Origin of the sequence: Nocardioides sp. OK12, from assembly GCF_024341885.1 — a bacterium.
In the GTDB taxonomy this organism is placed as follows: domain Bacteria; phylum Actinomycetota; class Actinomycetes; order Propionibacteriales; family Nocardioidaceae; genus Nocardioides; species Nocardioides marinisabuli.
This window is the reverse complement of sequence record NZ_BNET01000030.1, coordinates 1-1186: the sequence shown is the minus strand read 5'-3', so window position 1 is coordinate 1186 and position 1186 is coordinate 1. Positions and strand designations below refer to the sequence as shown.

Genomic DNA, 1186 nt, shown 5'->3' with positions numbered 1-1186 from the left:
GTCCCCTTGTCCGTTACAGTTCTGAGTCGGTTGTTCGTTGTTGTGTGTTGTAGAATGAAGGGGGAGAAGTCGAATACCAAAAGAGGCCACCCGTCCGTGAGGACAGACTACCCCTCCAGGTTTCCGTCAACGCCACAAAACCAACACCCCCACACAACCCAACCCTCAGAGCCAATCCTTATCCCAAAGTTACGGATCTATTTTGCCGACTTCCCTTACCTACATTCTTCTACAAACTAGAGGCTGTTCACCTTGGAGACCTGTTGCGGTTATGAGTACGACCAAGGGTGACAATATTATTCAAAACCACGAATATTTTCAAGGATCATCAAATGCGCACCAGACAAGACAAGAAACTGTCCTGCTCTTACACAAGTACAACATCCCTATCGCCCACCAATTGGATTCCAGGGACACAAACAAACTTGCAATGTTAAAAAGAAAAGAGAACTCTTCCCGGGGCATCCGCTGATGTCTACTCGTGCTTCTTGCGTTGCCGCATTTCATATCCACGTCCTTGGTTCAGGAATATTAACCTGATTCCCTTTCGATAAACAACAGTTAATTAAAACTGCCCCTTAAACACATCGTCAAACTATCTCTTAGGATCGACTCACTCGTGTCCAAATGCAGTTCACACGAAACCTTTCTCCACTTCAGTCTTCAAAGTTTTCATTTGAATCGTTGCTACTTCCACCAAGATCTGCACTAGAGAACTGTTCCACATGAGCTTACGCCCTATGCTGCACAACAATCTCCACGCCCTCCTACTCATCTTCTACATAATGAAAAGATGGCACGGTATAAGTTGATCGCTGAAGCGCCATCCATTTTCAGGGCTAGTTCATTCGGCAGGTGAGTTGTTACACACTCCTTAGCGGATTCCGACTTCCATGGCCACCGTCCTGCTGTCTAAATGAACCAACACCTTTTATGGGATCTACATGAGCGAACAATCTGGCACTTTAACCGCACGTTCGGATCATCCCGCATCGCCAGCCCTGCTTACCAGGTTTGGCCCACTAACAACTCTTGATTCAATCACGCAGTTCACTCAAGCAACCGCATGCTCTCACCCATTTAAAGTTTGAGAATAGGTCGAGGGCATTTCGCCCCCAGAGCCTCTAATCATTAGCTTTACCTGATGAAACTCCAACAGTTGCAGCTATCCTAAGGGAAATTTCGG

At 46.5% G+C, this 1186-nt stretch carries 1 rRNA gene; it reads right to left on the bottom strand.

The features are described 5' to 3' along the window. Window positions 1–1186 (bottom strand): 23S ribosomal RNA (locus OCU29_RS19975); the annotation flags it as partial.